The sequence below is a fragment of the Hydrogenophaga sp. YM1 genome (assembly GCF_016903055.1).
GTDB lineage: Bacteria > Pseudomonadota > Gammaproteobacteria > Burkholderiales > Burkholderiaceae_C > Hydrogenophaga > Hydrogenophaga borbori.
The window spans coordinates 1,859,339-1,883,374 of sequence record NZ_CP070223.1 but is presented as its reverse complement, the minus strand read 5'-3'; the positions used below and the strand labels follow the sequence as shown (position 1 = coordinate 1,883,374).

The window sequence follows — 24,036 nt, the reverse complement described above, 5'->3', positions numbered from 1 at the left end:
CGGGCTGTCAGTTGGCTGTCGGGCGCCCTGGGATAAACCCTGAGGCGCGCGCGTCCCCATAATCGGTCCCCCCATGAAACTCCTGCTCGTCGAAGACAACACCACCATGCAGGCCACGCTGAGCCGCGCCTTCGAGCGGCGCGGCATCCAGGTGGTGACCTGCGACGACGGCGAGCGCGCGCTGGCGGTGTGGCGCGACACCCAGCCCGACGCCGTGCTGCTGGACCTGTCGCTGCCCGGCAGAGACGGCCTGGAGGTGCTGGCCCAGGCGCGCGGCAGCGGCCTGAAGACGCCCGTGATCATCCTCACCGCGCGCGGCACCGTGGGCGATCGCATCCTGGGCCTGAACACCGGCGCCGACGACTACCTGCCCAAGCCCTTCGACCTGGACGAGCTGGAGGCCCGCGTGCGCGCCCTGGTGCGCCGCGCGGGCGACGCCGACGCCGCGCCCGCCGCCTGGTGCGGCATGGCCGTGGACCGCGAGAGCGGCGCCGTGTACCACCTGGGCCAGCCGCTGGAGCTGCCGCCGCGCGAGCTCGCCCTGCTGCGCGCCGTGCTCGCGCGCCCGGGCCACGCCATCGCCAAGGAGCGCCTGTTCGAACTCGTCTTCCCCGGCGAACCCGACGTGCAGCCGGAAGCGATCGAGGTCGTGGCCTACCGGCTGCGCAAGAAGATCGCGCACACCGGCGCGCAACTCGTCACCCTGCGCGGCCTGGGCTACCTCATCAAGGCCCAGCCATGAAGCCGCGCGCGACCTCGCTGCGCCGCACCCTGCTGCTGGGCATCCTGCTGCCGGTGTTCGGCTACGTGGTGTTCAACACCGTGGTGCTGTACCGCCAGGCCCTGGCGGCCGCCGACACCGCCTACGACCGCACGCTGCTGGCCACCGCCAAGTCGCTGGGCGAGCAGCTGCAGGTCACGTCGCAGGGCGGCGAGGTCCACGTGCAGGCCACGGTGCTGTACTCCGCGCTGGAGGCCTTCGAGGCCGACAACCGCAGCCGCCTCTTCTACCGCGTGAGCGGCTTCCAGGGCGAGATGGTCTCGGGCTTCGCCGACATGCCCGCGCCGCGGCGCCACGCGCCCTCGGACAACATCTACGCGGCGCTCGTGAGCTTCTACGACGACCACTACCGCGACATGCCGGTGCGCATGGCTGTACTGCTGCAGCCGGTGGCCGGCGTGCAGGGCCAGGGCATGGCCACCATCCAGGTGGCCGAGACCCTGGAGCTGCGCGAGACGCTGGCGCGCCAGATCCTGGTGGACACGCTGTGGCGCCAGGCCGCGCTGCTGGCCGTGATCGCCTTCGTGGTGGTGCTGGTGGTGCAGCGCGCCACGCGGCCGGTGCGCGACATCAGCCGCGCCCTGGCCTCGCGCAGCGAGAACGACCTGTCGCCCCTGCCCGGCCAGGACGCGCCGCGCGAACTGCTGCCGCTGCTGGACGCCACCAACCAGCACATGCAGCGACTGTCGCAGTTGCTGGAACACCAGAAGCGCTTCGTGCGCGACACCTCGCACCAGCTGCGCACGCCACTGGCGGTGCTGAAGACGCAGGTGCAATCGGCGCGGCGCGGCGACGTGGAGCCGCGCCAGGCGCTGGACGAGATCGCGCACACCGTGGACCGCGCCACCGAACTGGCCAACCAGATGCTGGCCCTGGCCAAGGTGGAGCAGCTGCGCCAGGACCGTGACGTGCCGGTGAGCGACTGGGCCGCCGTGGTGCGCGCGGTGGCGCTGGACCTGTCGGCGCTGATCGCCGACCGGTCGCTCGACTTCGCGCTCGACGTCGGCGAGGCCGCGCCGGTGCGCGCGCACGAATGGGCGCTGCGCGAGCTCACACGCAACCTGCTGCACAACGCCATCAAGCACTCGCCGCCGGGTGGCGCGCTGCGCGTGGGCCTGCTGAGCGACGAGCGCACGGCGGCACTGATCGTGCGCGACAGCGGCCCCGGCATCGCGCCGGCGCTGCGCGAGCGCCTGTTCCAGCCATTCGCCACCGACCACCGCGCGGGCCCCAGCCTCTCGGGCTCGGGCCTCGGGCTCGCCATTTGCCGGGAGATCGTGCAATCGCTCGGTGGCCAGATCGAGCTGGACAACCGCACCGACGGCGGCAGCGTGCGCGGACTCGACGCCACGGTGCGCCTGCCCCTGACACCCGCGACCGCATGACAACCCCAACCGAACCCGCGCGCGTGCGCCTGGACAAATGGCTCTGGGCCGCGCGCTTCTTCAAGACCCGCGCGCTCAGCGCCGAGGCGATCGACAAGGGCCGCGTGAGCGTCAACGGCCAGGCGGCCAAGGCCTCGCGCGAGCCGCGCGTGGGCGACACCATCGAGTTCCGCCAGGGCAGCGAGGCGCGCGTGGTGATCGTGCGGGGCCTGAGCGCGGTGCGCGGACCGGCACCCGTGGCGCAGCAGCTCTACGAGGAAACGCCCGAGTCGGTGGCGCGCCGGCTGGCCGCGGCCGAGCAGCGGCGCCTGGCGCCCGAACCGGCATTGAGCCAACCCATGGGACGCCCCACCAAGCGCGACCGGCGCTCGCTCAAGGACTGGGGAGACCGCTGGAGCGCGTCGCTCGACGACGACGGCAGCGAATGAACCTGGCCCCGCGCGCCGGCCTCAGCCCTTGCGCAGGCCCAGCCACATGACCGTGGCCACGACGATCAGGCCGCCGGCCACCTGAATGGCCGCGATCGATTGCCCCAGGAACACCCAGGCCAGCACCAGCGCGAAGATGGGCTCGATGTTCATGATGGCCGAGTTGCCCACCACCCCCAGGCGCGGCAGCACCGTGAACATGATGGTGAAGGCCGTGCCATAGAGGAAGGTCAGGCCCAGCAGCCCCCACCAGCCCGGCAGGGCGTTCGGGAAATGCAGCCCGCCCTGCGTGGCGCTCGCGGCCAGCGCGATCACCGCGACGATGCCCATGGTGGTGGCGGTGCGCAGGCGGCCGTCGAGATCGCCCGCCTCGTGCTGCGTGAACACCAGCGCCAACCCGAAGCTCGCGGCGGCCGCCAGCGCGAAGCCCACGCCCACACCGATGCGCGCCCAGTGCCCACCCGCGCCCAGGCCCGAGGCCGCGCCCGACACGTCCAGCGCCAGCGCCAGGCCCAGCAGCATCAGCGGCATGGCCTTGAGCAGGTGCGGTGCCGGCTTCTGGCCGTAGACGATGCGCGACCACAGCGCCGTCCACAGCGGGTAGGTGTTGAAGGCCAGCAGCGCCAGCGCCACCGGCAGGCGCGCCACCGCCGCGTACAGGCACAGGCTCTGCACGCCCACCAGCAGTCCGATGGCGGGCAGCGCCTTGCGGTGCCGCGCGGTGAGCGCCAGGGGCACGCGGTAGAAAAACAGAATGCCGGCCACCACCAGCGCGGTGATGCCACTGCGGAAGGTCACGGCCGTGGCCACGGTCACGCCGTGGTCGAAGGCCAGGCGCGCGGCCACGTGGTTGGCACCCATCATGAAGGCGATGAGCAACAGGGTGGCGAACGCGGTGCGCGACAGGCTCTGAGACATGGCGGGTCCGGCGGCAACAACAGCAGGAGGGCAAAAAACAAAGGCGCCCCGCAGGGCGCCTTGTCGATGTGAACATCTGGCGGAGTGAGAGGGATTCGAACCCTCGATGAGGCTCTACACCCCATACTCCCTTAGCAGGGGAGCACCTTCGGCCACTCGGTCATCACTCCGCGAAGCCCGCATTATGCCCCAAAGCACAAGCGGGCCAGGCCCTCTCAGGCGCTGATCGTGTCGGCGGCCTGGTCGAGATCGAACTCGCGGTGCAGCGCGCGCACGGCCAGCTCCATGTACTTCTCGTCGATGACCACCGAGGTCTTGATCTCCGAAGTGGAGATCATCTGGATGTTGATGCCTTCGGTGCTGAGGCAGCGGAACATGCGGCTGGCCACGCCCACGTGGCTGCGCATGCCGATGCCCACGATGCTGACCTTGCAGATGCGGTTGTCGCCCACCACGTCGGCGGCGCCCAGCCCGGGCACGACCTGCGACTTGAGCAGGTCCAGCGTCTTCTGGTATTCGTTGCGGTGCACCGTGAAGCTGAAGTCGGTTTTGCCGTCCTTGCTCAGGTTCTGGATGATGACGTCGACCTCGATGTTAGCGTCGGCCACCGCGCCCAGGATCTGCGCGGCGATGCCGGGCTTGTCGGGCACGCCGAGCACCGAGACCTTGGCCTCGTCGCGGTTGAAGGCAATGCCGGAAACGACGGCTTGTTCCATGTCTTCGTCTTCCTCAAAAGTGATCAGGGTGCCGGAGGCCGCTTCTTCGGCCAGGTCGATGTCCCAGGGCGTGAAGCTGGAGAGCACGCGCAGCGGCACGTGGTACTTGCCCGCGAACTCCACCGAGCGGATCTGCAGCACCTTGGAGCCCATGCTGGCCATCTCCAGCATTTCCTCGAAGCTCACGCGCAACAGGCGGCGCGCCTCGGGCACCACGCGCGGGTCGGTGGTGTAGACGCCATCGACGTCGGTGTAGATCAGGCACTCGGCGGCCTTGAGCGCCGCGGCCACGGCCACGGCCGAGGTGTCGCTGCCGCCGCGGCCCAGCGTGGTGATGTTGCCGCCGTCGTCGATGCCCTGGAAGCCGGTGACGATGACCACCTTGCCCGCGTCCAGGTCGGCGCGCACGCGCGCGTCGTCGATGGATTCGATGCGGGCCTTGGTGTAGGCGTCGTTGGTCTTGATCGGCACCTGCCAGCCCGCGTAGCTCACCGCCTCCAGGCCTTCGGCCTGCAGCGCGATGGCCAGCAGCGCGGACGAGGCCTGCTCGCCGGTGGCCGCCAGCATGTCGAGTTCACGGCCATAGGACTTGCCCGGTTTGGCGGGCGCGACTTCCTTGGCGAGCGCCAGCAGGCGGTTGGTTTCGCCGCTCATGGCGCTGGGCACCACCACCATCTGGTGGCCGGCCTTGTGCCATTTGGCGACGCGACGCGCGACGTTGCGGATGCGTTCGGTCGACCCCATGGAGGTGCCGCCGTACTTGTGAACGATGAGGGCCATTGGAAGGGAGGAAGGACGCGGCGCGGCGCGTCCTTCAGGGCTTCGTCGGGGCGCGCGCCGCACAGCCACTGGGGCCGGGCAGAACCGCGGGATTATACCTAGGGGGTATAGGCCAGGCACGCGCCGTCGCGCACCACGAAACCCTCGGCCACCTTGAGCCGGATCGCGTGGCCGCGCGTGCGGCAGGCACCGACCTGGTCGAGCAGTTCGTCGAGCTGCGCGGCGCTCGGCGCCACGCCGTGCGCGCGGCGCAGCCAGTGCCGCAGGGTGTTGGCCTGGCGGTCGCGCGACAGGCCCTGCAGCGCCACGATGCGCGGCGGCTCGCCGGTGGCCGCCAGGTCCAGCGCCGCCAGTTCGTCCAGCAGGCGCTGCGCCTGCGCCGCGTGCGCCGCGCTGCGCGCGAGCGCCGCGCGGTAGCCCGGAAAGGCGCGCGCCCAGGCCGGCATCAACTGCGCGCGGATGCGGTTGCGCGTGTAGCGCTCGTCGCCGTTGCTGGGGTCGTCAACGAAGCGCTGGTCGCGCGCGATCAGCGCTTCACGCAGCGTGTGCGCGGGCACGCCGAGCCAGGGCCGGCCAAAACGCTGGCCATGGCGCTCGAAGGCCTCGGGCATGGCGGACAGGCCGGGCAGGCCCGCGCCCCGCGAGAGCGCGAGCAACACGGTCTCGGCCTGGTCGTCGCCGTGCTGCGCGAGCAGCACCCAGCCGATGCCCCGGTCCCGCGCCAGGCCCGCCAGCGCGGCGTAGCGCGCGAGACGGGCCGCGTCCTCGGGGCTTTGGCCCGGTGCGTGCCGGGCGTCGACGCGGGCCACGTGCACGGGCAGGCCCAGGGACGCCGCGACCTCACGCACGCAGGCCTCGAAGCCGTCGGCCGCGGCCTGCAGGCCATGGTGCACGTGCAGTGCCACGCAGCGCCCCGGCCAGCGCGCGTGCGCGGCCAGCAGCAGGGCCACCGAGTCGGCGCCGCCGCTGCAGGCGATGCCGATCGGCGTGGTGTCCTGATCGAGGGAATGGCGCGCCGCCCAGCGCTGCAGCTCGGCGGCACCGGGGAAAGCGTCCGCCTCAGCGGCGGTCTTTGGCCTCGGCCTTGGTGTCGGTGAAGCGGCCATAGCCATCGAGGCGCGCATGGCGGCGCTCCAGCAGTTCCTTCACCTTGAGGTCGGCCACCTGGCGGTAGGCATCGCCCAGGGCGCGCTTGAGGAAGGCGGCCATCTGCTTGTGGTCGCGGTGCGCGCCGCCCACGGGCTCGTTGACGATCTTGTCCACCAGGCCCAGGGCCTTGAGGCGGTGCGCCGTGATGCCCAGGGCCTCGGCCGCGTCGCTCGCGCGCTCGCTGGTCTTCCAGAGGATGGAGGCGCAGCCCTCGGGGCTGATCACCGAATACACCGAGTACTGCAGCATCAGCACCTGATCGGCCACGGCGATGGCCAGCGCGCCGCCGGAGCCGCCCTCGCCAATGATGGTGGAGATGATGGGCACCTCGAGCTGCGCCATCTCGAAGATGTTGCGACCGATGGCCTCGGACTGGCCACGCTCTTCGGCGTCGATGCCCGGATAGGCGCCCGGCGTGTCGACGAAGGTGAACACCGGCAGCTTGAACTTCTCGGCCAGCTTCATGAGCCGCAGGGCCTTGCGGTAGCCCTCGGGCTTGGTCATGCCGAAGTTGCGCAGGCCGCGCTCCTTCGTGTCACGGCCTTTCTGGTGGCCGATGACCACGCAGGGCTGGCCATTGAAGCGCGCCATGCCGCCGACGATGGACAGGTCGTCGGAGAAGTGGCGGTCGCCGTGCAGCTCGACGAAGTGCGTGAAGATTTCGCGCACGTAGTCCAGCGTGTAGGGCCGGTCGGCGTGGCGCGCGATCTTGGTGATCTGCCAGGGTGAGAGGTTGCTGTAGATGTCCTTGGTGAGCTGCAGGCTCTTGGACGCCAGCTTGTCGATCTCTTCGGAGATGTCGACCGCCGATTCGGTCTGGACGTAGCGCAGTTCCTCGATCTTGGATTCGAGTTCCGCGATCGGTTGCTCGAAGTCGAGAAAGTTCTTTTTGGCCAAGATAGGCTCCTTTGCTCAGGCGGCTCAATAGCTCACGGGGAGCGGATCGAGCGACCGCCAAATATACCAAGTGGCCACGCTGCAGAACGGGGCCCAGGAGCCGGCCACCTCGCGGATCTCGCTGCGGCTGACGGGCTCACCCGAAAAATAGGCCTGACTGATACCGTTCTGCAAGCCGATGTCGTCCAGCGGTAGCACGTTGGGCCTCATGAGGTGGAAGATGAGGAACATCTCGGCCGTCCAGCGGCCGATGCCGCGGATGGCCACCAGCTCCGCGATGATGGCCTCGTCGTCCATGTGCGGCCACTCGTTCACGCGCACGCGCTTGTCCGAGAAATGCAGCGCCAGATCCACCAGGTACTCGACCTTGCGCACCGACAGGCCGGCGGCGCGCATGTCGTCCACCTTGAGCTTGAGCACCTGCGCGGGCGTCATCTTGCGGGTGAGCGATTCGAAGCGGTCCCATACCGACTGGGCGGCCTTCACCGAAATCTGCTGGCCCACGATGCTGCGCGCCAGCGTGACGAAGGCGTCGCCGCGCGACTGCAGGCACACGTCGGGGTGGCGCGGGATGAGCTTCTTCATCACGCGGTCGCGCTTCATCAGGTGCTTGCAGGCGTCCTGCCAATACGCGGGCTCGGGCACGGTCAGCACGGCGCTCATCAGGCGCGCTCCCAGGTGGTGCCCGCGGCGCTGTCTTTCAGCACGATGCCCTGGCCGAGCAGCTCGTTGCGGATGCGGTCGGCTTCGGCGAAGTCGCGGGCTTTCTTGGCGGCGGCGCGCGCGGCGATGCGCGCGGCGATCGCGAGCTCGTCCAAGCCCGATGTCACATGGGCATTGCCAGAGACGTAGGCGCCCTGACCAACAAGGGCGCCAAACGCTTCATGATGCCTAGATGGCCCGCCCTGCAACCATGCCACCGGATCGGCCTGCAACAACCCCAGCACACCGCCCAGCGCGCGCAGCAGGCCCGCGTGGCGCGGGTCCTTGCCGCGGTTGACCTCGCTCGCGAGCTCGAACAGCACGCTCAAGGCCACCGGCGTATTGAAGTCGTCGTCCATCGCGGCCTTGAAGCGCGCGGCGAAGGGCTCGCTCCAGTCGATGGAAACGTCCGCCGCGTTCACCACCGACAGCGCGGTGTACAGGCGCTTGAGCGCGGCGCGCGCGTCGTCCAGATGGGCGTCGCTGTGGTTGAGCGGACTGCGGTAGTGGGCCCGCAGCATGAAAAAGCGCACCGTCTCGGCGTCGTACTTCTGCAGCACCTCGCGGATGGTGAAGAAGTTGCCCAGGCTCTTGGACATCTTCTCGTTGTCGACGTTGACAAAGCCGTTGTGCATCCACACCGCGGCCAGCGGCACGCCGTTGGCGCCCTCGCTCTGCGCGATCTCGTTTTCGTGGTGCGGGAACTGCAGGTCGGCGCCGCCGCCATGGATGTCGAAGGTCTTGCCGAGCAGCGCGCAGGCCATGGCCGAGCACTCGATGTGCCAGCCCGGACGGCCGCGGCCATAGGGCGAGTCCCACTGCGCGTCGGCGGGTTCGTCGGGCTTGGCCGCCTTCCAGAGAACGAAGTCCAGCGGGTCGCCCTTGCCCTGGGCCACGGCCACGCGCTCGCCCGCCTGGAGTTCGTCGAGCGTCTTGCCGGAGAGCTTGCCGTAGCCAGGGAAGCGGCGCACCGCGTAGTTCACGTCGCCGTCGGCCGCGCGGTAGGCCAGTTGCTTGTCTTCGAGCGTGCGCACGATGTCGAGCATCTGCGGCACGTAGTCGGTGGCGCGCGGGTCGTGCGTGGGGCGCGCGATGCCCAGGGCATCGAAGTCCTGGTACATGGCGGCGATCATGCGGTCGGTGAGGCCGCGCACCGTCTCGCCGTTCTGCACCGCGCGGCGGATGATCTTGTCGTCGATGTCGGTGATGTTGCGCACGAAGGTGACGCGGTAGCCGCTGGCCTCGAGCCAGCGGCGAGCCACGTCGAAGGCGATGTTGGAGCGGGCGTGGCCCACGTGGCACAGGTCGTAGACCGTGATGCCGCAAACGTACATGCGCACGTGGCCGGGCTCGATGGGCGCGAAAGGCTCGAGCCGGCGCGTGAGGGTGTTGTGGATATGCAGGGTCATCGCAAGGCGCAGGGCAGGCGCGGTGCCGACCGCTTCCAACCACGCTCGCCAGCGCGGCGCCTCACGGGTCCGGCGCCCCGCAGGCACGGTCTGAAACGACCGGCTCGCCGGTACCCCTCAGATACAATGCGTCAGTATATCGACGCCCATCCCGCGCACGCACGCACCGATGGGCGCCACTGGTCGGGCATCCGCTTCGCCCGGCGCATCCCATGAGGTTCCATGTCTCACCGAGCTTCACCGCTGGACCGCGCCGTCCTCGCTTGTTTCCGTGGTGTCACCCGAGCGCTGCTGGTCGGCCTGGCCGCCGCCCTGCCCTGGCTGGCGCAGGCCCAGTCGCCCAGCATCCCCGCGCCCTCGGCCTATGACGAGGTCTCGCGCCTCATGCGCGCCCAGCAGCTGGACCAGGCCCTGAGCCGCGCGCAGGACTACCTGCGCGGCAACCCGCGTGATCCGCAGATGCGCTTCCTGCTGGGCGTGGCGCAGAACCAGAAGGGCGACAGCGCGGCCGCGCTCGAGACTTTCACCAACCTCACGCAGGACAACCCCGAGCTGCCCGAGCCGCACAACAACCTGGCCGTGCTGCACGCCGCGGCCGGCCGCTACGACGAAGCCCGCGTCGCGCTCGAGGCCGCGATCCGCGCCAACCCGCGCTACGCCGTGGCGCTGGAGAACCTGGGCGACGTGTATGCGCGGCTGGCCGAGCGCGCCTGGCAGCGCGCGCGCGACGTCGACGCGCAGAACCCGCGCCTGGCACCCAAACTCAAAGCCGTGCAGAGCCTGCTGGCCACCACCCCCCGCTGAGGATTTCGCCCATGACATTGCACCGACGCGGCTTCGCCCGCCTGGCCACCGCCCTGACCACCAGTCTGGCGCTCGCGCTGGCCTTCACCGCCCGGGCCCAGGACAGCAAGGCACCGCGCGTGCGCCTGTCCACCTCGCTCGGCGACATCGTCGTCGAGCTCGACCCCGCCAAGGCGCCGAAGACGGTCGAGAACTTCCTGCAGTACGTCAAGGACAAGCACTACGACGGCACGGTGTTCCACCGCGTGATGGGCAACTTCATGATCCAGGGCGGCGGCTTCACGGCCGACATGCAGCAAAAGCCCACGCGCGCGCCCGTGCCGCTCGAGGCCGGCAACGGCCTGAAGAACGACCGCGGCGCCATCGCCATGGCGCGCACCGGCAACCCCGACTCGGCCACCTCGCAGTTCTTCATCAACGTCGTGAACAACCCGGGCCTCAACGCGCCCTCGCCCGACGGCCACGGCTACACCGTGTTCGGCAAGGTGGTCGCCGGCATGGACGTGGTCGACAAGATTCGCGCGGTGCCCACCGGCAACCGCGGCATGCACCAGAACGTTCCGCAGACCCCCGTCACCATCGTCAAAGCCAGCCTGGAGAAATGAACATGGCCAATCCGAAAGTCGAACTGCACATCGCCGGCATGGGCGTCATCACGCTCGAACTCGATGCCGAGAAGGCGCCGCAGTCCACCGCCAACTTCCTGGCCTATGTGAACAAGGGCCACTACGACAACACCGTGTTCCACCGCGTCATCCCCGGCTTCATGATCCAGGGCGGCGGCTTCGAACCTGGCATGAACCAGAAGCCCACCGACAAGCCGATCCAGAACGAGGCCAACAACGGCCTCAAGAACGACGTCTACACCGTGGCCATGGCGCGCACCAGCGACCCACACTCGGCCACCGCGCAGTTCTTCATCAACGTCACCAACAACGGCTTCCTCAACCACACCGCGCCCAGCGCGCAGGGCTGGGGCTACGCCGTGTTCGGCAAGGTGGTCGCGGGCAGCGAGATCGTCAAGCAGATCGAGGGCGCGCCCACGGGCCGCCGCGGCTTCCACGACGATGTGCCGAAGACCGACGTCGTGATCGAGAAAGCGGTCGCCGTCTGAGCGACCGGCCCACGCCCATGACCGAGCGCTTCCCCGAGCTGGTGGCGCCCGCGTCGTGGCGATCCGTCGAGCTGATCTCCGATCTGCACCTGCACGCGGGCGATCCGGCCACACACGCCGCCTGGCTCGCCTACCTCGCGCGCGCGCCCCGGCCCGACGCGCTCTTCATCCTGGGTGACCTGTTCGAGGTCTGGGTCGGCGACGACCTGCTCGCGCCCGACGAGGCCCACGACGACGCCGACCGCCGCTTCTGGCGCGGCTGCGCCCAGGCCCTGAGCGGCTTCGCCCGCCACACCCCCACCTTCTTCATCGCCGGCAACCGCGATTTCCTGCTCGGCCCCGAGGGCCTGGCCGCCTGCGGCATGACGGCCCTGCACGACCCCACCGTGCTGGTGTTCGCCGGTCAGCGCTGGCTGCTCAGCCACGGCGACGCGCTGTGCCTGGCCGACACCGACTACCAGGGCTTTCGCGCCCAGGTGCGCGGCGCCGATTGGCAGCGCGACTTCCTTGCCCGCCCCCTGGTCGAACGCCAGGCCATCGCGCGCGATCTGCGCTCGCGCAGCGAGGCGCGCAAGCGCAGCCTGGGCCCCGACCCCGGACTGTGGGCGGACGTGGACGCCCACGCGGCCACCGCCTGGCTGGAACATGCCGGCGCCGCCACGCTGATCCACGGCCACACGCACCGCCCGGCCGAGCACGCGCTGGCCCCGGGGCGCCGGCGCCTCGTGCTCAGCGACTGGGACGCGCTCGCCCAGCCGCCGCGCGCCGATGCGCTGCGCCTGAGCGAGCGCGGCGCGCAGCGGGTGAGCGCCGCGTGAGCTGGCTGGCCTCGCTGCGGCGCCGCTGGCGCCGCCCCGCCCCCATTCCCGAGGCCCTGTGGCGCGACACGCTCGCGGCCCTGCCCTTCCTCGCCGCGCTGAACGGTGGGGACCGCGCGCGCCTGCGCCTGCTGTGCCAGCACTTCCTGGTCGAGAAGGAATTCAGCGGCGCCAACGGCCTGGTGGTCACCGACGCCATGGCGCTGTCCATCGCGGCGCAGGCCTGCCGCCCGCTGCTGCACCTGCACGGCCCCGATGGGCGCGCCCTGCGCCGCGCGCCCGACCTGCTCGACTGGTACGACGACTTCGTGGGCATCGTGCTGCAGCCCGGCGCCGTGCTGGCGCGCCGCAAGGTGCACGACGCCGCTGGCGTGGTGCACGAGTACACCGAGGCCCTGGCCGGCGAGGCCATGGACGGCGGCCCGCTGATGCTGAGCTGGGAGGACGTGGCCAGCGCGGGCGAGCGCGCCGCCATCGGCCACAACGTGGTGATCCACGAGTTCGTGCACAAGATGGACATGCGCGAGCTGCAGGCCGGTGAGCACCCGCAGGGCGCGCCCACCCTGCCCCAGGGCTTCCTGGGCACGCGCGATCCGCGCGAGGCCCGCGCGCGCTGGCAGCGCGTGATGGCGGCGCATTTCGACGGCTTCCGCGAGGCCGTGTCCATGGCCGAGCGTTTCGGCGGCGAGCCGCCCTGGCTGGACGGCTACGCCGCGAAGGACCCGGCCGAGTTCTTCGCCGTGACCTGCGAGGCCTACTTCGTGAACCGCGAGCGCTTCGGGCAGGAGTTCCCCGCCCTGCTGGCGCTCTACGACGCCTTCTTCCTCAGCGCGCGCCCGCTCAGCGCTTGAGCAGCGCCTTCAGCGCGGCCTGCAGCCGCCGCGCCGACTTCTCGTCGTGCGCCCCGCCCAGCACCTGGGCCACGTCCTGCGCCCAGGTTTCCGTGGGCGATGGCGCGTTGCGGCGCGTGAGCAACTGCAGCTGCAGCAGGCGGCGCTCGCTCAGGTGCTCGGCCGGGGTCGGCGCCTCGGCGGCGATCTCCAGGCGCAGCAGGGCCTCGGCGGGCAAGGCATTCGCGGGCTGGCCGAGCGCGGAGACCCAGGCCGAACGCTGAGCCGGCGCCACGCGCCCGCCCAGGGCCTGCGCGGCGGGCAGCTGCTGCGCGTCGCGCGCGCGCCAGGCGTCCAGCACCTGGGTGAGCACCTCGCCGTGCGCCTGCTCGGCCAGGCGGCGCAAGCTGGCTTGCGCGGCTTCCATGGCCTGGCGCTGCGCGCGGAAGGCGGTGTCGCCCAGGCGCGGGCCGCGCGGTTCGCGGTCCTCGCGCGAATCGCGGAAGTCGCGGCGGTCACGGCCATCGCGACCGTCTCGGCCGCCGCGCGCGTCGGGGCGGCCGGAGCGGCCATCGCGGCGCGGGTCGCGGGGCGCGGGTTCGGCTTTCCTGGCACCGGGGCGGTCGTCGCCCCGCATGGCCACCAGCTTGCGCGGCGCGGCCGGAGGCGCGGTGGGCGCGGGCGCGGCCTCGGCGCCGTCGGCCGGTGCGGCCTCCCCGCCAGCGGCGGCCTCTGGCGCCGCGGCCGGCGTGGCCGCCGGTGGTGCCGCGCGCCCGGCGGCCTCCAGCGCGGCCATGGCCGCGCGGATGCGTTGTGCGTCGCCCGACTGCGTGGCGGCTTCGAGCTCGCGCGAGGCGTCCAGCACGCGCTGGTCGACGGCGCTGAGCGCGCCGGCCTGCTGCTGGCGCTCGCTGGTCTTGCGCTCGAAGGCGGCGTCGATGGGCGAACGGAAGGCCTCCCACAGCTTCTGTTCCTGCTTGCGGTCGAGCGGCACGGCGTGCGCCTCGGCCTGCCAGCGCTGCTGCAGGGCCTTCACGGCGTCGATGCGCAGCGGCTGCGCCTGCGACAGCGCGGCGGCCTCCTCGATCAAGGCGCGGCGGCGCGCCACGCTCTCGGCCTGCGCGGCCTCCAGGCGCGCGTGCGCCTGGTGCATGGTGTCCTTCCACAGCGGCTGCACCTCGGCGAAGGCCTTCTCGCTCAGGTGGCCGGCCTGGCGCCAGCGCTCGGAGAAGGCGTGCAGCTCGCGCAGCTGGGCTTTCCAGTCGCTGCTCTCGGCGTGCGCGGCGGTCCAGGCCTTGAGTTCGTCGATGATGGCCTGGCGCTGGGCGCGCGTGGCCTCGGCCTGCTGGCGCACCTGCGACAGCCAGGCCTCCACGCCCTTGTGCGCCTCGGTGCAGGCTTCGTCGAAGCGCTTCCAGAGCGCGTGGTTGGGCGCACCGCCCTGGTCGGTGGTCTTCCACTGCTCGCGCAGTTGGCGGATGGCTTCCTGCAGCTTGCGTCCGGTGGGCCGCTGGCCCTCGGGTGCCTGCGTCAGCGCCTCGGCCTTGGCCACCAGCTCCTCGCGCAGCTGGTCGGCGCGCCAGCGCTGCCAGCCTTCGAGTTCACCGGCTTGCGACAGCACGGCATGGGCGCGCGCTTCCAGCGCCTGGCCGATCAGGCGGCCGTGCTGCTTGAGCAGCTGGCGCAGCTCGGCCGCGGCCTTGGGCGTGGCCTTGCCATGGCCTTCGGCCACCTCGGCCTCGAGCGCGGCCACGGCCTTTTCGATCTCGGCGCCGGCGCGCTCGCGGCGCGCCTGCTGGGCCTGTTGCGCCTGCTCGTTGGCGGCCTGCTGCTCGGCGGGTGCCAGGCCGCGCGCGGCGCGCAACTCGTCGGCCCACACGGGCACGGCCGGCAGCGGGGCATTGGCGTCGGCGGCGGCCGCCGTGGCCTGGGCCAGCGCGGCATCGAAGGCGTCCCAAACCAGCTGCAGCTGCTGGCGCGAGGCCTCGAGCATGGGCGGGAACTTGGCCTCCACGCTGGCCCATTGCGGGTCCTGTGTCAGACCGTCGATCTGCTGCTGCCACTGGGCCACGTCGCCGCGCAGCGCGTCGGCGGCCTGGCGGGCCTCCTGCCAGGGCTTGGTGGACAGCACCTCGATGCGCTGGGCGATCAGCACGGCGGCCTCCCGCTCCACCTGCACCGCGTGCTGCAGGTCCTCGATGGACTTGATGCGCTCGGCCAGGCGCTGGCGCAGCGTGGCCAGGGGCTCGCGCGACAGCGGCGCGCCGGCGCGCGCGGCGTCGCGCTGCCAGGCCAGGGCATCGGCCAGGTTCAGGCGCGACGCGGCCAGCAGGGCCTCGGCCTTGGCCGACCATTCGCTGGCCGCCTGCTCCTGCGACTTCTGGCGCTTGAGCTCGTCGAGCTTTTCCTTCAGCGCCTTGGCCGCGCCGCGGTCGCGCTGGCTGAGCTCCTTGAACACCTCGTTCATGTGCTCGGCCGAGGGATCGGTGGCGAGCCAATCGCGCACGCGCGCGGCGCGCTCGCCGGCGGTGGGGGCCGAGAAGACGCCGCCGGTGAGCGCGTCCAGGGGATGGGCGTTGGCGGACTTGGGGTTGGAGGGGGTGTTCACGGCGGGCTCGGGGACGGATGTCTGGCGCGGAGAAAACAGCGACATGTGAAAAGGGCAGCGGATGCGCGGCGGGCCGCGCGGAGAAACGCGTATTGTCACCGCTTGGCGCGGCGCCGGCTTTCCCCGGGTCACGCCGCTCAGCGCGGCGCCGGCTTTCCCCGGGTCGCGCCGCTCAGCGCGGCGCCGGCTTACCCGCGGTCGCGCCGCTCAGCGCGGCGCGAGTTGCAGTTCGGCCCGCGGCACCCACTGGTCGCCGCTGGCCTGGGTCTTGGGCGCGCCCAGGAACAGGCGGTCCTCGGGCAAGCGCAGGCCGGCCAGGAAGTCCTTCACCGCCACCGCGCGCGCCACCGCCAGCTCGCGCATGGTGTCCTCGGTGGGCGATTGGGCGGCCAGCAGCAGCGCCTCCATTTCTTCCAGCGGAATGTCCTTGGCCAGGCCGATGAGGTTGCGCGGCTTGGGAATGTCGGCGCGGCGGTAGGCCTCGCGCAGCAGTTCGGGGCGCTCCTGCGCGCTCACGCTCACGCGCGCGGGCACCTCGCCGCCGGCGCGCGCCAGGCGGCGGCGCTTCTCGGCCTGCAGCAGCCCGTCCAGCCGGGCGCGCTGCCAGCCCGCGCGCTCGGCCTCCAGGTTGCTGTGGCCCACGATGGTGACCCGCAGCGCCGGCCGGTTCTCCAGCGCCTTGGCGAGCGACTCGAGCTGCGTGCGCTTGGCGTCGCTCAGCTCGGCACGGCCGGGATCGAAGCCGATCTGGCTGGCGTCCGCGCCGCCGCCCGAGAAGGCGCTGGCGATGAGCGAGAACGGCGCCGTGATGGCCTTGCCGATCAGGTTGACGATGACCCGCACGATCACCGGGCCAAGCCGGAACTGCGGGTCGTTGAGCGAGCCGCTGATGGGCAGGTTGATGTCGATCACGCCGTTGCGGTCGGCCAGCAGGGCCACGGCCAGCTTCACCGGCAGGTTGGCCGGGCTGTCGGGCACGCGCTCGCCGAAGGCGAGCTGGTTCAGCACGATCTGGTTGCTGGCGGTGAGCTGGCCGTTCGGCTCCACCTGGTAGGCCACGTCCACGCTGAGCTTGCCGCGTTCGATGCCGTAGCCCGCGTACTTCACGCTGTAGGGCGACAGCGGCGGCAGCTCCAGGTCGCGCACCACGCCCTTGATGTCCAACGCCAGCGGCGTGGCCAGCGGGTTGATGCGGCCATTGATGTCCAGCGTGGCCGTGCCCTCGGCGCGGCCCTTGAGCGAGAGCGTGGCCATCTCGGGCGGCTGGCCGGGCGCGGCCGGGGTGCTGGAGAACGCGCTGAGCGAGCCCGTGACCTCGCTGAGGTTGGCGCTGTAGTTGGGCCGCACGAAGTGGTCCGAGAACAGGATGCGGCCGTTGACCAGGCTGATCGGGCCGATGCGGATGTCGGCCGCCGGGCCGGGCGGCGGCGCGGCGGCCGTGGTGGTGGCGGCGTTGGGCGCGGGCGCGCCGGGTGCCGGGGCGGTGGCCGCCGGGGCGGCGGGCGCGGCCGGCTCGCCCGGCGCGGGCTTGACCAGGTCCTGCAGGTTGAAGCGCCCGTTGGGGTCGATGGCGATGCGCGCGTAGTAGTCGCTCAGCACGGTCTCGGCCACCTGTACCGACAGGGGTTGCCCCGGCGCCTGGCGCACCCGCAGGCCACGCACCTGCAGCGACTGCCACTGCAGCAGTTCCTCGCCGGGCGAGCCGGTGTTGGCGCGGAAGTCCTCCACCGCCAGGTCCACCGCGGCCTGCACGCGCGGGCCATTGGCCGGCAGGGTCAGGTCGATGTCGCCGCGCACGCTGGTGTCGGCGCGCAGCAGCTCCAGGTTGAGGTAGTCGGCCAGGTAGGGCTCCAGCGCGTGCACGGGAAATCGCTCCACCTGCACGCGGCCGCGCCAGTGCAGGTCGGGGCCGGCGCCGGCCGGACCGGGCAGGCGCAGGCGGCCGTCGGCGGCCACGGTGCCGGCGGTGGGCCCGCCGCCGGCCACGCGCAGCTTGAGGTTCAGCGGCGCCTCGGGGGCGCGCTCGCCGGGGGGCTGCAGGTCCTGCAGGCGGACGTCGAAGCGGTCGAGGTCCAGCCGCACCGGGTTGGCCTTGCTGTCGTCGATGAAGCGCACGCGCCCGCCGCGCAGGCGGGCGTCGGCCAGGCGCCAGGTCCAGGGCGCGGCGGGCTCGGCCGCCTGGGCGGCCTGGGCCGCTTCTTTCGTGGCCGCCGGCCCGGCGGGCGGGGCGGCGTGCGCGGGCTGGAGCCAGCGCTCCACCATCCAGCGGCCCTGCGCGTCGCGGTGGGCGTCGAACACGGGGTTGTCCAGCGCCACCTGGCCCAGCTCGGCGTGGTGTTTCGCCAGGTCGATCTTCAGTTCGGCCAGGCGCAGGCTGTCCAGCCGGGCCAGCGGGCGCTTGGCCGGGCCCAATTGCAGCTTTTCCAGCACCAGCTCCGACCCCTGCAGGCCCAGTTGGTCGGGCTTGCCCTCGGCGCCGCGCACCCAGTCGAACACCAGACTGGCGCGGGCGCGGCCGTCGAGTTCGGGCGTCAGCACGCTGGCCAGGTAGGGCGCGGCCAGGCGCAGGCCCCAGTTGTCGAGCGCGGCGCGCACCTGGGCGCGGTCGCCCGCGACCTCGCCCTCGGCCTTGAGCGTGGCCTCGCCCACGGCGGCGGCGAGCTGCAGGCGCGCGGGTTCCTTCACCGGCCAGGCGATCGGCGCAAGCGTGAGTGAGGCGATGCGCAGGTCCTGCTCGGCCCGGGGCTGCACCGAGGCGTCGCGCCAGCGGACCAGGGCCTCGCTGAGCTCGAAGCCCTGCACGGCCAGCTGCCAGGCCGCTTCCGGCGCCGGGGCGGGGACGGGTTTGGCCTCGGCCGCCGGGGCCATGGGCCAGCTGGCCGACAGCCGCTGGAGATTGAGCCGCCCCTGCGCGTCGCGGCGCAAGTCGAGTTCGAGTCCCTGCCAGCGCACCGCGCCCAGCGCCACGCGCCGGCGCAGGGGCTCCACGCGCTGCAGCGCCACGTCCAGGCGCGGCGACAGCAGCAGGGGCGCACCACCCGCTTCGTCCAGGCGCAGGTTCGACAGGCCCGCGGTGCCGGCCACCACCAGGGTCGGCTCGGCGTGCTGCTCGAAGTCGAGCGTCAGGTCCAGGTGCAGCGCCCCCGAGGTGAGCTGCACCGGCCAGGCCTTGGGCCAGTACGGCCGGTAGGGCGCCAGGTCCAGCTCGGGTATCTGCAGGCGCGCGCGCGTCTGGTGGTCCTCGGCGAATGGGGTGGTGGCCACGCGGCTGTCGAAGGCGCTGCCGTTGAGCGTGAAAGCCAGCCGCGGCTCGGTCACCACCTCGCGGCGCGACCCCAGGTTGCTCAGGAAGGGCACGGCGATCTGCAGACCGTCCAGGTGGTGGGTCACGCCCACGGGCTCGTCCCGCACGCTGGCCTGGCCGTTGACCACTTCTATATTGAAGACGGCGAAGCGCGCGGGCGAGTCGTCCTGGGGCCCGCTGGGCGGCGGCGGCGTCAGGCGCTGCAGCACGTCGTCGAAGTCCCAATGCCCTTGCCCCAGGTGGCGCAGCGCCAGGCGCGGCGTGTCGACCTTCAGGGCATCGATCACCGGCGCGAGCCGCACCAGGGACTGCAGCTCCGCATTCATATAGAGCTGCTTCACCGACAGCAGCTCGTCGGCGCCCTCGGCGCCGGCGACCCGCAGGCCATCCACCCACAGCTCCAGCGACCAGGGGTGAAAGCGCACCTGCTCCACCGTGACCGCGCGGCCCAGCCGCTCGCTGCCCTGCTTTTGCAGCTGCCACTTCAGCAGCGGCGGCAGGCCCAGCCAGGTCAGGCCCCACAGCAGCAGCAGGCCGGCGACCACCCAGGCCAGGCGCCGCGCGAGGCGCGAGCGCGGCGTGGCAGCGGGCGGAAGGGGGACGGGGGAATCCGTTGCGGTGTCGGCCATGCGCGAGTGTCGCGCAAGCCAGGGCCACGCCGCATGACGGCCCCAAAAACAAGAAACCCCGGCGGGAAAAACCCGCCGGGGTTGACGGCGGGCAATGAAGCGCTTGCCGTCGGTTGGGTGGTGGGAGGGTGATGTCCCGCCAGCCGGGGAGCAAGAGATTGCTCCCAAGGGGGCCGTTCGGTGGAACTCCACCGGGTCGGCTGTGCCGGTCTGCGACCGACGGATGAAGCGTACGCCGGGCCACCGGTCGAATCAAGGCACACGCGTCGCCCGACCATGGAACTTTTCAATCGCGGCCCGGCCGCCCATTCCGGCGCCCCAAAACCCCGTTTTGCCCCATGAAAGGTGGGCATCGGCCGACCAGCGGTCATACGCCTGTCATCGCGCGCAAACCCGCGTGGCCATTGGCGGCGGCGCTGCACTTGTCCAATTTGGCACGTCGGCCGGCGATTTTATATTACTAATTATTCTTCAAACAGCGTTCAAAGCCATTGACTGGCTATTAACGCCTCCCTACCATCCGCCGACTTTTGCCCACGCGAGGGTAAACCCGGGCCTGTACGGCAGGCCCACTCGCTGGAACCGGCCCCCGCGGCCATCCACCGAGAGCCCCCCCAACGACCGCCCGAGCCGTTCTCACGAACGCCGCGGGCGACCTGCAAGGAGCGACCCATGAGGACCCACTCGCCGACGCCGCAGAAGAGCACGACACGTGCCTTGGCATCGTCCCTGAACCACGCCGCCTCCGACGTGTACCAGGGGTTCATCCACACCACGCAGAACAGCCTGGCGCTGCTCGGCACGGTGGCCGCGGTGGCCCTGCTCGTCTTCGGCATGCGCGCCGACCTGCGTGCCAGCGCCGAGGAGCGGCTGCTGAGCTGGCTGCTGCAGCGCCAGGAAGCGCAGCAGATGGTCGAGCGCGACGTCGAGGTGGAACCCACCGCCATCGACCGCGTGACCGTGGCCAACCTGCGCGACCTGACCGAGCAGCAGGCCAAAGTCACGCAGTGGCTCAGCCGCAAATACCGCGTGGCACCCGAACCCGTGGGCGCACTGGTGGCCGAGGCCTACCTGATCGGCGAGCGCAGCCGCCTGGACCCGACGCTGCTGCTGGCCGTGATGGCCATCGAGTCGCGCTTCAACCCCTTCGCCCAGAGCCCCGTGGGCGCCCAGGGCCTGATGCAGGTGCTCACGCGCGTGCACACCGACAAGTACGAGGACTTCGGCGGCGAACTGGCGGCCTTCGACCCGCTGTCGAACCTGCGCGTGGGCGCTCGCGTGCTGAGCGACGCGGTCAAGCGCGCCGGCTCCCTGGAGGGCGGCCTGCGCCTCTACGTGGGCGCGGTCACCACCGACGGCAGCTGGTACATCAACCGCGTGATGGCCGAGCACCTGCGCATCCAGCGCGTGGCCCAGGGCAAGCCGCTCAAGCACTTCGACGCGCCACCGCCGGCGCGCGCCATCCCCGTCAATGCCCCGGCGCCGAGCAACGAGGTCGAGGCCGAGGTCCGGCCCACGGTGGCGCCCCCGTCCACGGCCATTCCGTCCTGAAAGCGGCCCGCCCGCGCGGCCGGCGGGATCCGCAGCCCGCTGGGCTAAACTAGCGCGGTGCGCGACTGGCGATAGGCGGCCACCCCTTGCGGGGATCGGCCGCTGACGTGGACACCCGGCCCCCTGTTCAGGGCGACCACCGGGACAACCACTGGGAAGCGCACCGCCCGCGCCGACAGGCCGGGCGTTCAGCCGTTCGCCTGGGCAGCCCTTGTCACGCGCAAGGTTCCTCGTCATTCAGGACTGCCATGTACGACCGCCGCATCCTCATCGAACAGACCGACCCCGAGCTGTTTGCCGCCATCCAGGCCGAAAACGCGCGCCAGGAACACCACATCGAGCTCATCGCGAGCGAGAACTACGCCAGCCCGGCCGTGATGGCCGCGCAGGGCACCCAGCTCACCAACAAGTACGCCGAGGGCTACCCCGGCCGCCGCTACTACGGCGGCTGCGAGTACGTCGACGTGGCCGAGCAGCTGGCCATCGACCGCATCAAGCAGCTGTTCGGCGCCGAGGCCGCCAACGTGCAACCGCACTGCGGGGCTTCCGCCAACGAAGGCGTGTTCCTGGCCTTCCTCAAGCCCGGCGACACCATCATGGGCATGAGCCTGGCCGAAGGCGGCCACCTCACCCACGGCATGGCGCTCAACATGAGCGGCAAGTGGTTCAACGTGGTGTCCTACGGTCTCAACGAGAAGGAAGAGATCGACTACGACGCCATGGAGCGCAAGGCCCACGAGACCAAGCCCAAGCTCATCATCGCCGGCGCCTCGGCCTACAGCCTGCGCATCGACTTCGCGCGCTTCGCCCAGGTGGCCAAGGACGTGGGCGCGCTCTTCATGGTCGACATGGCGCACTACGCCGGCCTGATCGCCGCCGGCGTCTACCCCAACCCGGTGCCGCACGCCGACGTGGTGACCTCCACCACCCACAAGAGCCTGCGCGGCCCGCGCGGCGGCTTCATCCTCATGAAAGCCGAGCACGAGAAGGCGATCAACAGCGCCATCTTCCCTGGCCTGCAGGGCGGCCCGCTGATGCACGTGATCGCGGCCAAGGCCGTGGCCTTCAAGGAAGCGCTCTCGCCCGAGTTCAAGGCCTACCAGCAGCAGGTGGTGAAAAACGCCCAGATCGTGGCCGAGACGCTCACCCAGCGCGGCCTGCGCATCGTGAGCGGGCGCACCGAAAGCCACGTGATGCTGGTCGACCTGCGCGCCAAGGGCATCACCGGCAAGGAAGCCGAGGCGGTGCTGGGCCAGGCGCACATGACGATCAACAAGAACGCCATCCCCAACGACCCCGAGAAGCCGATGGTGACCAGCGGCGTGCGCATCGGCACCCCGGCCATGACCACGCGCGGCTTCAAGGACGAGGAAGCGCGCCTGACCGCCAACCTGGTGGCCGACGTGCTCGACAACCGCGACCCGGCCAACATCGCCGCGGTGCGCGAAAAGGTCAACGCGCTGACCGCGCGTTTCCCGGTCTACCGCTGAACCCGGAGCGGCGGCGATGCGGTGCCCCTTCTGCGGCCATCTCGAGACCCAGGTGGTCGAGACGCGGGTCTCGGAAGACGCCGACTTCATCCGCCGCCGCCGCCGCTGCGGCCACTGCGAGAAGCGCTTCACCACCTACGAGCGGCCCGACGTCAGCTTCCCGATGGTGGTCAAGAAGGACGGCCGCCGCGTCGAGTACGTGCCCGACAAGCTGCGCGCCTCCTTTGCGCTGGCCCTGCGCAAGCGCCCGGTGAGCACCGAGCAGGTCGATGCCGCGATCGAGCGCATCGAGGAAAAGCTGCTCAACCTGGGCGTGCGCGAAATACCGGCCAACCGCATCGGCGAGATGGTGATGCGCGAGCTCAAAAAGCTCGACAAGGTCGCCTACATCCGCTTCGCCAGCGTTTACCGCAGCTTCGAGGACATCGACGAGTTCCGGGCGCTGGTGGATGAGGTGAAGCGCTGATGGCCCCCCGGTGCGCGGCCCGCGCCCGCGCAGGAGCCGCAAGGTGAGCACCGGGCCCCTGGCGGCGGCGCTCGAACTGGCCGAGCGGGCCCTCTGCCTGTCGAACCCCAACCCCCGCGTCGGCTGTGTGCTGGTCGCGTCGGACGGCCGGGTCATCGGCTCGGGCCACACCCAGCAGGCCGGCGGGCCGCACGCCGAGGTCATGGCCCTGCGCGACGCCCAGGCGCGCGGCGAAAGCACGGCCGGCGCCACCGCCTATGTCACGCTGGAGCCCTGCTCGCACCACGGCCGCACCCCGCCTTGCTGCGACGCGCTGATCGCGGCCCGGGTGGCGCGCGTGGTGGTGGCCACCACCGACCCCAACCCCCGCGTGGCCGGCCAAGGCCTGCAGCGGCTGCGCGCCGCCGGCCTCGCAGTCGAACTGCTGCCCGGCGACCACCCCATCGCCCGGGCCAGCCGCGAACTCAACATCGGCTTCTTCAGCCGCATGGTGCGCGGCCGGCCCTGGGTGCGCATGAAGATGGCCGCCTCGCTCGATGGCATCACGGCCCTGCCCAACGGACAGAGCCAGTGGATCACCGGAGAAGCCGCCCGCGAAGACGGCCACCGATGGCGCGCCCGGGCCTGCGCCGTGCTGACGGGCGCGGGCACCGTGCTCGAAGACAACCCCCGCCTGGACGCGCGCTTGCCGGGCCTGCTGCGCCAACCGCACCTGGCCGTGATCGACAGCCGCCTGGACACCCCGCCCACGGCGCGGCTGTTCGAGCCGCCGCACGGTGGCCTGCCGCGCCAGCGGTGGTTCTTCCATGCCGACCCCGCCGAGCCCCGGGCCGCGGCGCTGCGGGAACGCGGCGCCGACACCCTCCCGACGCCCGGCGCGAACGGCAAGGTCGACCTGGGCGCCGCGCTTCAAGAACTGGGCCGGCGCGAGGTGAACGAGCTGCACGTCGAGGCCGGGGCCAAGCTCAACGCGTCCCTGCTGCGCGAGGGCTGGGTGGACGAGCTGCTGGTCTACCTGGCGCCCCGCCTGCTCGGCCAGGGAGCCGGCATGGCGCCCTTCGGCCCGCTGGAACGTTTGGCCGACGGCGTGGCCCTGCGCTGGCTGGACACCCTGCCGGTGGGCACCGACCTGCGATTGCGCGCCCGGCTCGAGGGCCGAGACGCATTTCTCACGGACCACTGATCACCCGGGCGCGACCGTTGGCGGTCGAACTACCGCAAAGTGAGTAGCACTTAGTTCTGCATCCGTTTGGCCAT

20 protein-coding genes, 1 tRNA gene and 1 riboswitch are annotated in these 24,036 nt (G+C 71.5%); of the genes, 12 read left to right on the top strand and 9 right to left on the bottom strand.

The window, feature by feature from the left end:
* The first annotated feature begins 73 nt into the window (after window positions 1-73).
* The 3 genes from JNX00_RS08965 to JNX00_RS08955 are packed head-to-tail and all read left to right on the top strand — an operon-like array spanning window position 74 to window position 2,594.
* Window positions 74-742, top strand: a complete 669-nt coding sequence (locus JNX00_RS08965) for a response regulator transcription factor (protein WP_070398064.1) — start codon at window positions 74-76, stop codon at window positions 740-742.
* A complete protein-coding gene (locus tag JNX00_RS08960; RefSeq protein ID WP_204744733.1) occupies window positions 739-2,166 on the top strand; it encodes a sensor histidine kinase in 1,428 nt (475 codons plus the stop codon). The genes JNX00_RS08965 and JNX00_RS08960 overlap by 4 nt, the downstream gene beginning before the upstream one ends.
* On the top strand, window positions 2,163-2,594 hold the full coding sequence (locus JNX00_RS08955) for an RNA-binding S4 domain-containing protein (protein WP_204744732.1): 432 nt from the start codon (window positions 2,163-2,165) through the stop codon (window positions 2,592-2,594). The genes JNX00_RS08960 and JNX00_RS08955 overlap by 4 nt, the downstream gene beginning before the upstream one ends.
* Before the next feature lie 21 nt (window positions 2,595-2,615).
* Here JNX00_RS08955 and JNX00_RS08950 read toward each other — a convergent pair whose 3' ends face one another.
* The 7 genes from JNX00_RS08950 to cysS all read right to left on the bottom strand — a co-directional run bounded on the left by JNX00_RS08950 (window position 2,616) and on the right by cysS (window position 9,165).
* Window positions 2,616-3,512 (bottom strand): DMT family transporter, encoded by an 897-nt coding sequence (locus tag JNX00_RS08950; RefSeq protein ID WP_070398067.1) that lies wholly within the window; start codon window positions 3,510-3,512, stop codon window positions 2,616-2,618.
* Window positions 3,513-3,589: 77 nt separating this feature from the next.
* Window positions 3,590-3,682: transfer RNA gene (locus JNX00_RS08945), tRNA-Ser, on the bottom strand.
* Window positions 3,683-3,727: 45 nt separating this feature from the next.
* Window positions 3,728-5,008, bottom strand: a complete 1,281-nt coding sequence (locus tag JNX00_RS08940; RefSeq protein WP_204744731.1) for an aspartate kinase — start codon at window positions 5,006-5,008, stop codon at window positions 3,728-3,730.
* 98 nt (window positions 5,009-5,106) lie between these two features.
* Window positions 5,107-6,132 carry a tRNA lysidine(34) synthetase TilS gene (gene tilS / locus JNX00_RS08935; RefSeq protein WP_239478289.1) on the bottom strand — a complete coding sequence of 342 codons (1,026 nt, stop codon included), beginning with the start codon at window positions 6,130-6,132 and terminating at the stop codon, window positions 5,107-5,109.
* The gene (locus tag JNX00_RS08930) at window positions 6,068-7,054 is read right to left on the bottom strand and encodes an acetyl-CoA carboxylase carboxyltransferase subunit alpha (protein ID WP_070398069.1); all 987 of its coding nucleotides are present in this window, start codon (window positions 7,052-7,054) and stop codon (window positions 6,068-6,070) included. The genes tilS and JNX00_RS08930 overlap by 65 nt, the downstream gene beginning before the upstream one ends.
* Before the next feature lie 24 nt (window positions 7,055-7,078).
* Window positions 7,079-7,717, bottom strand: coding sequence for a DNA-3-methyladenine glycosylase (locus JNX00_RS08925; RefSeq protein WP_070398070.1), 639 nt, complete (start codon window positions 7,715-7,717; stop codon window positions 7,079-7,081).
* Window positions 7,717-9,165 (bottom strand): cysteine--tRNA ligase, encoded by a 1,449-nt coding sequence (cysS, locus tag JNX00_RS08920; RefSeq protein ID WP_204744730.1) that lies wholly within the window; start codon window positions 9,163-9,165, stop codon window positions 7,717-7,719. The genes JNX00_RS08925 and cysS overlap by 1 nt, the downstream gene beginning before the upstream one ends.
* A gap of 222 nt (window positions 9,166-9,387) precedes the next feature.
* Here cysS and JNX00_RS08915 point away from each other — a divergent pair, with 222 nt between their 5' ends.
* From JNX00_RS08915 to JNX00_RS08895, 5 genes are read left to right on the top strand one after another with little or no spacing between them, the layout of a single operon-like run.
* Window positions 9,388-9,969, top strand: coding sequence for a tetratricopeptide repeat protein (locus tag JNX00_RS08915; RefSeq protein WP_204744729.1), 582 nt, complete (start codon window positions 9,388-9,390; stop codon window positions 9,967-9,969).
* Window positions 9,970-9,980: 11 nt separating this feature from the next.
* Window positions 9,981-10,574, top strand: coding sequence for a peptidylprolyl isomerase (locus JNX00_RS08910; protein WP_070398073.1), 594 nt, complete (start codon window positions 9,981-9,983; stop codon window positions 10,572-10,574).
* A gap of 2 nt (window positions 10,575-10,576) precedes the next feature.
* The gene (locus tag JNX00_RS08905) at window positions 10,577-11,083 is read left to right on the top strand and encodes a peptidylprolyl isomerase (RefSeq protein ID WP_070398074.1); all 507 of its coding nucleotides are present in this window, start codon (window positions 10,577-10,579) and stop codon (window positions 11,081-11,083) included.
* A 17-nt stretch (window positions 11,084-11,100) separates the two neighbouring features.
* Window positions 11,101-11,901 (top strand): UDP-2,3-diacylglucosamine diphosphatase, encoded by an 801-nt coding sequence (locus tag JNX00_RS08900; RefSeq protein WP_204744728.1) that lies wholly within the window; start codon window positions 11,101-11,103, stop codon window positions 11,899-11,901.
* Window positions 11,898-12,752, top strand: coding sequence for a M90 family metallopeptidase (locus JNX00_RS08895; protein WP_204744727.1), 855 nt, complete (start codon window positions 11,898-11,900; stop codon window positions 12,750-12,752). The genes JNX00_RS08900 and JNX00_RS08895 overlap by 4 nt, the downstream gene beginning before the upstream one ends.
* Here the strand turns inward: JNX00_RS08895 and JNX00_RS08890 are convergent.
* The gene (locus JNX00_RS08890) at window positions 12,742-15,384 is read right to left on the bottom strand and encodes a DUF349 domain-containing protein (RefSeq protein WP_204744726.1); all 2,643 of its coding nucleotides are present in this window, start codon (window positions 15,382-15,384) and stop codon (window positions 12,742-12,744) included. The genes JNX00_RS08895 and JNX00_RS08890 overlap by 11 nt on opposite strands.
* Before the next feature lie 162 nt (window positions 15,385-15,546).
* Window positions 15,547-19,272 (bottom strand): DUF748 domain-containing protein, encoded by a 3,726-nt coding sequence (locus tag JNX00_RS08885; RefSeq protein WP_204744725.1) that lies wholly within the window; start codon window positions 19,270-19,272, stop codon window positions 15,547-15,549.
* 672 nt (window positions 19,273-19,944) lie between these two features.
* Here JNX00_RS08885 and JNX00_RS08880 point away from each other — a divergent pair.
* From JNX00_RS08880 to ribD, 4 genes are all read left to right on the top strand, one after another.
* The gene (locus JNX00_RS08880; protein ID WP_116957687.1) at window positions 19,945-20,823 is read left to right on the top strand and encodes a lytic transglycosylase domain-containing protein; all 879 of its coding nucleotides are present in this window, start codon (window positions 19,945-19,947) and stop codon (window positions 20,821-20,823) included.
* Between the two features lie 51 nt (window positions 20,824-20,874).
* Window positions 20,875-21,036, top strand: a riboswitch (ZMP/ZTP riboswitch).
* A 35-nt stretch (window positions 21,037-21,071) separates the two neighbouring features.
* Entirely contained in the window at window positions 21,072-22,313 is a 1,242-nt protein-coding gene (glyA, locus tag JNX00_RS08875; protein WP_204744724.1) for a serine hydroxymethyltransferase, read from the top strand.
* A 16-nt stretch (window positions 22,314-22,329) separates the two neighbouring features.
* Window positions 22,330-22,779, top strand: coding sequence for a transcriptional regulator NrdR (gene nrdR / locus JNX00_RS08870; RefSeq protein WP_070398081.1), 450 nt, complete (start codon window positions 22,330-22,332; stop codon window positions 22,777-22,779).
* 43 nt (window positions 22,780-22,822) lie between these two features.
* Complete coding sequence (gene ribD / locus JNX00_RS08865) at window positions 22,823-23,962, top strand: bifunctional diaminohydroxyphosphoribosylaminopyrimidine deaminase/5-amino-6-(5-phosphoribosylamino)uracil reductase RibD (RefSeq protein ID WP_204744723.1); 1,140 nt, start codon at window positions 22,823-22,825, stop codon at window positions 23,960-23,962.
* Window positions 23,963-24,036: the final 74 nt, after the last annotated feature.